Origin of the sequence: Streptomyces sp. NPDC001292 (assembly GCF_042896465.1) — a bacterium.
Taxonomy (GTDB): domain Bacteria; phylum Actinomycetota; class Actinomycetes; order Streptomycetales; family Streptomycetaceae; genus Streptomyces.
This window is the reverse complement of sequence record NZ_JBIAXG010000104.1, coordinates 1-6,853: the sequence shown is the minus strand read 5'-3', so window position 1 is coordinate 6,853 and position 6,853 is coordinate 1. Positions and strand designations below refer to the sequence as shown.

Below are 6,853 nucleotides of genomic sequence, written 5' to 3'. Positions count from 1 at the left end.
CCGCCACCACCAACACCACATCGGGGTCGATCGAGGCCGCGTCCAGGGTGGCCAGTACCGCGGGCGGAAGCGTCACATGCGACACCGCCCGCTCCTTCAGGAACTCCGGCAACGCCCCACCCAGCCGCCGCTCCCGCGGAATCACCACCAGCGCCGCACCCGACAGCAACGCCATGCACCAGTCCCACCCGAAGGTGTCAAAACTGCACGAGGCGAACTGCCCCACCCGATGTCCGGCACCCACACCCAGATACCGGGCATGACCCTCGTGGAAACTCGCAAACCCGGCATGCGACACCAGCACACCCTTCGGGCGCCCCGTCGACCCGGAGGTGTAGATCACGTACGCGGGGTGCGACGGCGACAACGGCGTGCTCCGCTCACCCTCGACGACCGCATCCGAGGCCAGATCCGCCAGTGCCTCGGCCGTCCCGGGCTCATCCAGTACGAGCCGGGGCAACGGCTCCGGCAGCACAGCCGCCGACGCACGCGACGTCACCCCCACCACCGCACCCGAATCGCCCACCATGTAGGCGATCCGCTCCACCGGATAGGCCGGATCCACCGGCAGATACGCAGCGCCCGCCTTCAGCACACCCAGCAGCGCCACCATCAGGTCCACGCCACGCTCCAGCGCGACCGCCACCACCGACTCCGGCCCCACACCCCGGCCGATCAACAGCCGGGCCAACTGGTTCGCGCGCGCGTCGAGTTGCGCGTACGACACCTCAACCCCCTCCGCGACCACCGCCACCGCATCCGGCGTCCGCGCCACCTGCCCCTCGAACAACCCGGGCAGCGTCGAAACACCCAACTCCACCCCGGTACCGTTCCACTCCACCAACACCCGCTGCCGCTCGGCCTCACCCAGCACGTCCACCGCACTCAGCCGCGTCTGCGGCGCAGCGACAAGGTGCTCCAGCACCCGGATCCACCGCTGCGCGAACTGCCGCGCCGCCTCCGGACGGAACAGATCGGCCGCGACCGTCACCAGACCCCGCACCCCGGCCGGTGTCCCGTCGGCCTCCAGCCGCTCCCCGAGGATCACGTCCAGGTCGAACTTCGCCGCCTGCTCGCCGGCGTGGACGCCTTCGGCGCCCAGCCCTGGCAGATCGAGGACCGCCTCGTCCGTGTTCTGCAGCGTGAGGATCACCTGGAACAGGGCGTGCCGGGCCAGTGAACGGACCGGCGCCAGCTCCTCCACCAGGCGTTCGAAGGGCACGTCCTGGTGCGCGTGCGCCTCCAGCCCCGTCTCGCGTACCCGTCCGAGCAGTTCCCGGAACGTCGGGTCGCCGGCCAGGTCCGTCCTCATCACGAGGGTGTTGACGAAGAAGCCGACCAGGTCGTCCAGAGCCTCGTCCGTACGGCCGGCGATCGTCGAACCGATCGGCACATCCGTACCCGCGCCCAGCCGCGACAGCAGCACCGCCAGCGCGCCCTGCAACACCATGTACAGCGTCACGCCCTCCGCCCGCGCCAGCTCCAGCAGCCGGCCGTGCAGCTCCGCCCCGATGACCAGCGGCACACTGTGGCCACGGTGACTCGCCACCGCGGGACGAGCGAAGTCGAACGGCAGCTCCAACTCCTCCGGCGCACCTTCCAGCGCTGTGCGCCAGTACTCGATCTGGCGGGAGATCACGCTGTCGGGGTCCTGCTCGTCACCGAGCAGCTCGCGCTGCCAGAGGGCGTAGTCCGCGTACTGGACGGGCAGCGGCTCCCAGTCCGGCGCCCGGCCGGCGGACCGCGCCTCGTACGCCACGGACAGGTCACGGGCCAGCGGACCCATCGACCAGCCGTCACCGGCGATGTGATGGGTCACCACGACCAGCACCCGCTCGCCCTCAGCGGTCTCGAACAGCTCGGCCCTGAAGAGGACTTCGGCAGACAGGTCGAAGACATGCCCCTGGGCCCGGGTGACTGCGGCGTTCAGCTCCTCCGCGGCCACCTCGACCACGGACAGCTCCCACGCCAGGTCCTCGACGTCCAGGATCCGCTGGTACGGCTCACCGTCCACGACACCGAACACGGTGCGCAGCACCTCGTGCCGCCCCATCACATCCCGCAGCGCACGATCCAGCGCCTGAAGGTCCACCTCACCCGACAGACGCAGCGCCACCGGCATGTTGTAGGTGGCACTCGGCCCCTCCAACTGGCCCAGGAACCACAGCCGGCTCTGCGCGAACGACAGCGGCACCCGCTCCGGACGCTCCCCGGCCGTCAGCGCCGCCCGGGCCGAGCCGGCCTCCGCCAGCCGGGCTGCCAGGGCCGACGCCGTCGGCGCCTCGAACAGGACGCGCAGCGGCAGCTCGACACCCAGCACCGACCGGATCCGGCTCACCAGCCGCACGGCGAGCAGCGAATGCCCGCCCAGCCGGAAGAAGTCGTCCTCGACACCGACGCTCTCCAGCCCGAGGACCTGGGCGAACACCCCGCACAGGATCTCCTCGGTGGGGTCGGAGGGCGCTCGCCCGGGCACCGCCGCGTAGTCGGGGGCGGGCAGGGCCTTGCGGTCCAGCTTGCCGTTCCGTGTCAACGGCAGTGCGTCCAGCAGGACGACCGCCGACGGGACCATGTACTCCGGCACCTGTCCGGCGGCATGGGCGAGTACGTCCGCGGACAGCGCGGCACCGTCGGCGACAGCGCCTTCGGCCGGAACGACGTAGGCGACCAGGCGTTTCTCCCCCGGTACGTCCTCACGTGCCACGACGGCGACCTGGGCCACCCGCTCGTGCCCGGCGACGGCGGCCTCGACCTCACCGGGCTCGATACGGAAGCCGCGGATCTTCACCTGATCGTCCGCACGTCCCCCGAACACCAGCTGACCGGCCGCGGTCCAGCGGGCACGGTCACCCGTGCGGTACATCCGCTCACCCGGCCCACCGAACGGATTGGCCACGAACCGCTCGGCCGTCAGGCCCGCACGCCCGACATACCCACGCGCCAGACCGGCACCCGCCGCATACAGCTCTCCCGTCACACCCACCGGCACCGGCGAGAGATGCTCGTCCAGGACGTACAGGCGGATGTTGACCACCGGCGTGCCGATCGCCACCTCACCGGCGTCAGGGTCGCACCGCCACAGGGTGGCGTCCACCGTCGTCTCGGTCGGGCCGTAGGCGTTGAACATCCGCCGGCCCACGGCCCACCGTGCCATCACCTCCGGCGGGAGTGCCTCGCCCGCCACCACCAGCACCACACCCGGGTCGACCGACGCCTCGTCCATCGTCGGCAGCACGGCGGGCGGAAGCGTCACATGCGACACCGCCTGCTCCGCCAGGCAGTCGGACAGAGCCTGGCCCAGCCGCTGGTCCTCCGGGACGACCACCAGCGTCGCGCCGGCCAGCAGCGCCATGCACCACTCCCAGGCGAAGGCGTCGAAACCGGTCGACGAGAATTGCCCCACCCTGGCCCGCGGCCCCACTCCCAGACGGCGCGCATGGCTCTCCACCATGCTCGCGAGGCCGGTGTGCGTGACCGCCACGCCCTTCGGGCGTCCCGTGGATCCGGAGGTGTAGATGACGTACGCGGGATGCGTGACGGACAGCGGCGCCGACCGTTCGTCGTCACGTACGTCGGTGATCGGCAGACCGTCCAGCGCGGCGACGGTGTCCGGGCCGTCGAGTGTCAGCACGGGCACGCCGTCCGGCTGCGGCAGGCGCGTGACACCGGCCTCGGTGGTGACGACTGCCTCCGCTCCCGCGTCGGCGAGCATGAAGGCGATCCGGTCCGCCGGCAGCCCCATGTCGATCGGCAGGTACGCGCCTCCTGCCTTCAGCACCGCCAGCAGCGACGCCACCAGATCGGTGCCGCGCTCCAGTGCGAGCGCCACCACGCTCTCCGGACCCACGCCCCGAGCGATGAGGAGCCGGGCCAACTGGTTCGCATGCGCGTCGAGTTGCGCGTACGACACCTCGGTCCCGTCGGCGACCACCGCCACCGCGTCCGGCCTCCGCGCCACCTGGGCGGCGAACAGTTCCGGAGCCGGCAGGGCCGCGACGTCCGCGCGGGTGTCGTTCCACTCCACCAGCAGCCGGTGCCGCTCGTCGGCACCGAGCACGTCCACGTCGGCCAGCCGCGTTTGCGGTGCGGTGACGAGGGCGCCGAGCAGGCGCACCCATCCCCGGGCGAGGCGCCGAGCGGTGCCGGCGTCGAACAGGTCCGCCGCCACGGTCACCACACCCCGCAGCCCCGAAGGCCGGCCCTCGCCGTCGAGCGTCTCCTCCACACCGATCTCAAGGTCGAACTTGGCCGTGGTGGCCTCCGCGAACACGCCCTCGGCGTCCAGGCCTGGCAGGTCCACGACCGCTTCGGCGTTGTTCTGGAGGGTGAGCATGACCTGGAACAGCGGGTGCCGGGACAGGGAACGGACCGGTGCCAGCTCCTCCACGAGCCGCTCGAACGGCACATCCTGATGCGCGAGCGCCGACAGTCCCGTTTCCCGTAGACGGCCGAGGAGTTCACGGAAGGTCGGGTTCCCCGACAGGTCGGTACGGATCACGAGCGTGTTGACGAAGAACCCGACCAGGTCGTCCATGGCCTCGTCGGTACGGCCGGCGACCGCCGAACCGACCGGAATGTCGGTGCCCGCGCCCAGCCGCGACAGCAGCACCGCCAGCGCGGCCTGCAGCAACATGAACACCGTCACGCCCTCGGCCCGCGCCAACTCCGCGAGCCGCGCGTGCACTTGTGCCGGAACCTCCAGCGGCACACTGTGACCCCGGTGGCTCGCCACTGCAGGCCGCGCACGGTCGAACGGCAGCTCCAACTCCTCCGGCACACCGGCCAAGGCCTCACGCCAGTACGCCACCTGCCGGGCGATCACACTCTCCGGATCCCGCTCCTCACCGAGCAACTCCCGCTGCCACAGGGCGTAATCCGCGTACTGGACGGGCAGCGGCTCCCACTCCGGTGCCCGGCCCGCACACCGCGCCTCGTACGCCGCCGACACATCCCGCGCCAACGGCCCCATCGACCAGCCGTCCCCCGCGATGTGATGCACCACGACGACGAGGACTCTTCCGCCCTCCCCCGCATCGAAGAGCCAGGCCATGAACGGGACTTCGGCCGACAGGTCGAAGGCATACGTCCGCGCCGCTGCGACCGCACCGGCCAGCTCGTCCGGCGCCACCTCGACGACCTGGAGCTCCCACTCCAACTCCCCGGCATCCATGACGCGTTGGTACGGCTCGCCGTCCGCCACCGCGAACACCGTACGCAGCACCTCGTGCCGCCCCATGACGTCCCGCAGCGCCGCACCCAGCGCGTCCCGGTCCACGTCTCCGCCCAGCCGCAGGGCGACGGGGACGTTGTAGGTCGGGCTGGGGCCTTCGAGCTGGCCGATGAACCACAGGCGTTGCTGCGCGAACGACAACGGCACCCGCTCCGGACGCTCCCCGGCCGCCGTCAGCACCAGGCGCGCCTGGTCCGCTCCGGACAGCCCGGCGGCGAGACCGGCCACCGTCCGTGCGTCGAAGAGCGTCTGCAGCCGCAGCTCGACGCCCAGCACGGCGCGGATGCGGCTCACCAGGCGCATGGCGAGCAGGGAGTGGCCGCCGAGGGCGAAGAAGTCGTCGTGCACGCCGACGCTCCCGAGTCCGAGCACCTGCGCGAACACACCGCACAGGATCTCCTCCTGCACTGTCACCGGTCCGCGGCCGGCGCCCGCCGGGGCCGACGCCCCCGCCGCAGCGGCGTAGTCCGGGGCGGGAAGGGCCTTGCGGTCCACCTTGCCGTTCACGGTCAGTGGGAGGGACGCGAGGACGACCACGGCCGTCGGCACCATGTATGCGGGCAGTCGCCGGGCCGCGAACGCGAGCAGGTCCGAGGGCAGGGTGGTTCCGCCGGCACCGCCGGCATCGTCGGCACCGGTGGCACCGGTGACATCGGTGGCACCGCCGGCATTGGTGGGCATGACATAGGCCACCAGCCGCTTGTCACCCGGCACGTCCTCACGCACCACGGCGGCGACCTGAGCCACCTGCTCGTGACCGGCCAGGGCGGCCTCGACCTCACCGAGCTCGACACGGAAACCACGGAGCTTCACCTGCTCGTCCGCCCGGCCGACGAACTCGACACGGCCGTCCGCACGCCGGCGGACCATGTCGCCGGTGCGGTACATACGCTCACCGGCGGACCCGAACGGGCAGGCCACGAACCGTTCGGCGGTCAGGTCCGACCGTCCCACGTAACCACGTGCCAGGCCCGCCCCGGACACGTACAGCTCTCCCGTGACGCCTACGGGCACCGGCCGGAGCGCGGCGTCCAGCACATACACCCGGGTGTCGCTGATCGGAGCACCGATGGGCACACTCGTGCCCTGGTCCAGGGTCGACGGGTTCAGCGCGTGGACGGTCGTGAAGGTCGTGCCCTCGGTCGGACCGTAACCGTTGAGCAGCCGGACCTCCGGGAAGCGTTCCAGCACGGTTCGGCAGTGCGGCAGCGACAGCACGTCGCCGCCCGCGAGCAGATGACGCAGCCCGCGCAGCGCCTTGGCGTTCGTGTCCACGACCTCGTGGAAGAGCCCGGCCGTCAGCCAGAGCGTGGTGACCGCGTGAGCGGTGAGGAAGCCGTCGAGCTCGGCGACGGACAGCCCGCCTGCAGGAGCCACGGCCAAGGTCGCACCGTTGAGCAGGGCCCCCCATGTTTCGAACGTCGCCGCGTCGAAGGACATCGAGGCCAGCTGCGCGACGACGTCCCGCTCCGACAGCTCGATGTAGTTGGTCGCCCGCACGACCCGCCTGATCGCCCGGTGCGGTGTGACCACGCCCTTGGGCCGTCCGGTGGATCCCGAGGTGTAGATGACGTAGGCGGGGTGCCCGGGCAGCAGCGGCCGGGACCGCTCGGTGTCGGACAG

At 71.5% G+C, this 6,853-nt stretch carries 1 protein-coding gene; it reads right to left on the bottom strand.

Going from position 1 to position 6,853, the window contains the following annotated elements:
- Positions 1–6,853: amino acid adenylation domain-containing protein (locus tag ACFY4A_RS42115; RefSeq protein WP_390834606.1), on the bottom strand; the 6,853-nt coding region annotated here is incomplete at both ends.